The following is a 3,357-nucleotide window of genomic DNA, read 5'->3' as shown; positions in this document are numbered from 1 at the left end:
TGGCAGCAGGTAAGTTGGTACTACAGAAAGAAGAGGATGTTGGTGGTAGTGGAGAGGATGAAGCTCAGAGTGATGAGGATGAGGATGAGGATGAGGATGAGGATTAATTATAAGCTATCCTGAAACAATTGTTTCTCAAAGGATTCATTTCTCTGAGTAAAATTGACCGCATGATCATATGAACCCGCACAATAGATTTTGTGCGGGTTCTTTTGTTTATTGTAATTGTGAATATTGTACTTTACATGATTCCTTTTTAATAATTTCAATTATGAAAATAACAATCAAACTATGAAAGTAATTAAGGAGTAGTAAAAAAATGTTATTTGAGCAACTCGGTTTATCGACCGAATTATTGCGCGCTATCTCTGATCAGGGATATACAAAACCAACCCCAATCCAAGAACAAGCTATTCCAGTGATCCTAGATGGTAACGATGTAATGGGGGGTGCTCAGACAGGCACAGGTAAAACAGCAGGTTTTACCCTTCCGATGTTGCGAAGACTCGAGATTCATGCAAATACTAGCATGTCGCCGGCTAAACATCCGATTCGCGCTTTAATTTTAGTTCCTACTAGAGAGCTTGCTGTACAAGTTCATGAAAGTGTTAAAACTTATGGAAAGTATTTGACGCTTAGATCAACCGTAATTTATGGTGGAGTCGGTATCGATGCTCAGGTCAATGCCGTACGTTCTGGGATAGAAATTTTAGTAGCAACTCCAGGCCGTTTGTTGGATCATCTTCAGCAAAAGACTTTGGGATTATCTAAAGTGGAAATATTCATACTAGATGAAGCAGACCGAATGTTAGATATGGGATTTATGCCTGATATAAAACAAATTATTCAACTGCTGCCTGAGCAACGCCAGAACCTGATGTTTTCAGCTACTTTCTCAGAAGAAATAAAGAAACTTGCAAGTAAAATATTAAAAGAACCAGTATTGATTGAAGTTGAAAAACAAAATTCAGTGAGTGAGTTAATCACACATGTTGTTCATCCAGTTGATATCGCAAGAAAGCAGGAATTATTAATTTTTCTGATAAAACAGAGAAAATTACAGCAAGTATTAGTTTTTATGAGAACTAAACAAGGTGCTGACCGATTGGCAAAACGATTGAATCAGTGCGGTATATCTAGTGCAGCAATACATGGCGATAGAAATCAGCTGCAACGTACTCAAGCATTGGCTGATTTTAAACAAAACCTGGTTCCGGTGCTTGTTGCAACTGATGTTGCCGCACGAGGGCTGGATATTGAAGAATTAACACATGTGGTTAATTTTGAATTACCCAATAATCCTGAAGATTATGTGCATCGAATTGGACGAACAGGCCGTGCTGGAACTAAAGGATTTGCTATTTCTTTAGTAAGCCAAGAAGAAAGCAACTTATTGATTGATATAGAGATAGTATTGGGAATAAAAGTTAAAATCGAGAAAATAGAAGGATTTGAATTAAGAAATTCGCAATCTAATGTTCTAGATCAGGGCACGTCAATTAGCGAGCAAGAATTAAATAATAATGTCCTACCCAAGCAAACTAAGAAAGCTTTTTTGGTAAAAAATAATGAAACAATCGGCCACTCTAGAAAAAATATGGTCTCTAAATCCAGAAATACAAAGTATTCAAAAAATAATGAAGATCCTTTATTTACACAACCTTACGTATCTAAATATTCGGATACAAAAGATGTAATATTGGAATCAAATGGATTGTATAAAAAAGAAGTTCTCAAAAAATATTCAAATAGATCACTTCCTGCACTATTTATTTCACCTGTAATAAGTAAGCAGAAATAGGGAAGCTCAGAATATATTTGTCGGTATAAGGGTATAGTAGGCCACGTAAAATAAAAAATATTCTATTTATTAGTTAGTTGAACGATACAACTAACTGCACATAAGAAACCATAAAATTTGGATAAATATTGATGTTTAGGAATATCCAAGTAAGGGAGACTTGCTGGATATGATTGTGTGGTCAAATAAAGTCGGGCACTTTATTAAGTTTTTTTTAAATTCTACTGGCGTTATATTGTCGATCGTTGTATGAATATGCTGAGTATTGTAGCAGCTCATATAAGCATGAGTATTGACAATGGCAGATTCTCTGGTTTGATAAATATTGCCTGTCAGCCATTCAAATTCAGGATACAAGCTGAGAGATTTGCACGGCTGGGGGGGTAGTTTTAGATGTGACTAATGATATAATAGATTTTATAATCATATTATTGAGATAATTTATATGAGTTTCTCGGAGTTTGATGTCACCCGCCGCACTCGTAAAGGAAACTTCCTCAATCAAATCGATCAACTGATCGATTGTGAGCACCGATAGAAAAAGCAATCGCCCCGCATTATGCCCCTGTAGCAGATGCCGCAGGCCGTCCGCCTATCCGGGATTACTGCTATTCAAAATACTATTAGCAGGAATCTGTGGCCTGGTGGTCTCAGCGATGAAGCGGTAGAAGACATGGCTAACTCGAATCTGCACGTCATGCGTTTTTTGGGTTTGAATCTGGAAGACGATGTGCCGGATCATTCGGTATTATCCCGTTTCAGAACCCGACTGATCGCACTGGCGGCATGGGATGGATTGCTGGCGATAATCAATGGGCAGATACAGACGCACGGCGTCATGGTAACCCAAGGATGTCATGTGGATGTGAGCATCACGCACAGCGCAAGCCTAAGAGCAAGCCGTCCTATGAGGTGGTTAACGATCGCGAAGACCGGGACGATGAAGCCGATGCTCCAAGCGGTCACGCGCGTGGTCGAAGTTACGCAACCTAGCGTGGATACTGAAGCACGCTGGATCAAGAAAAGTGGCAAGTCAGTCTTTGGTTTTATAAGCAACATACCGTAGTCGATGATAGTGGCTTAGTGATAGCGGTTGAGACGACTGCCGTCAATTGCCATGACAGCCAGCCACTACTGACACTGCTTGATAAGCGGGGATCAAACCCGGCAATCCGCGTTCATGCCGACAAAGCCTACTGCAGCCAAAGGCATCACGATGCCTTGAAGTTACGCAGCATAAAAAAACGGTATTCAAGATAAAGCGGGTCAAGAACAAACCACTAACGCAACGGTAATTACAACGAAATAGCCTGATAACCAAAGTCGCTACGCTATAGAGCGAACATTTGGTAGCCAAAAGGGGGATATAAGATAAAGGGTCGCAAATCCCCCATTATTTTTACAAACTGAATAAAATCAATTAGATATAATAAAAACGCAAAACCCTCTACAAAACAGTAACGGCCAATCCGTGGGGCCCCCTATCTCAACACACACATCAAAGGTGTGCACGACTTAATTCATACCCACATCACACATCGAAGTTTTACAACTTA

General features: G+C 39.5%; 4 protein-coding genes. 3 read left to right on the top strand and 1 reads right to left on the bottom strand.

The features are described 5' to 3' along the window. Nucleotides 1–319 precede the first annotated feature (319 nt). The gene (locus ACH10T_RS10860) at nucleotides 320–1,801 is read left to right on the top strand and encodes a DEAD/DEAH box helicase (protein ID WP_394809295.1); all 1,482 of its coding nucleotides are present in this window, start codon (nucleotides 320–322) and stop codon (nucleotides 1,799–1,801) included. Nucleotides 1,802–1,936: 135 nt separating this feature from the next. Here the strand turns inward: ACH10T_RS10860 and ACH10T_RS10855 are convergent, their stop codons facing one another. Beyond that, nucleotides 1,937–2,158 carry an IS3 family transposase gene (locus tag ACH10T_RS10855; RefSeq protein WP_394809294.1) on the bottom strand — a complete coding sequence of 74 codons (222 nt, stop codon included), beginning with the start codon at nucleotides 2,156–2,158 and terminating at the stop codon, nucleotides 1,937–1,939. 217 nt (nucleotides 2,159–2,375) lie between these two features. Here ACH10T_RS10855 and ACH10T_RS10850 point away from each other — a divergent pair, with 217 nt between their 5' ends. Together ACH10T_RS10850 and ACH10T_RS10845 are read left to right on the top strand one after the other, a co-directional pair. Then, entirely contained in the window at nucleotides 2,376–2,867 is a 492-nt protein-coding gene (locus tag ACH10T_RS10850) for a transposase (protein WP_394809293.1), read from the top strand. Between the two features lie 17 nt (nucleotides 2,868–2,884). Beyond that, nucleotides 2,885–3,061 (top strand): hypothetical protein, encoded by a 177-nt coding sequence (locus ACH10T_RS10845; RefSeq protein ID WP_394809292.1) that lies wholly within the window; start codon nucleotides 2,885–2,887, stop codon nucleotides 3,059–3,061. The last annotated feature ends 296 nt before the right edge of the window (nucleotides 3,062–3,357 follow it).

This window comes from Nitrosomonas sp., from assembly GCF_043753625.1.
GTDB lineage: Bacteria > Pseudomonadota > Gammaproteobacteria > Burkholderiales > Nitrosomonadaceae > Nitrosomonas.
The sequence above is the reverse complement of the archived record's forward strand: the minus strand, read 5'-3'. Positions and strand labels throughout refer to the sequence as shown.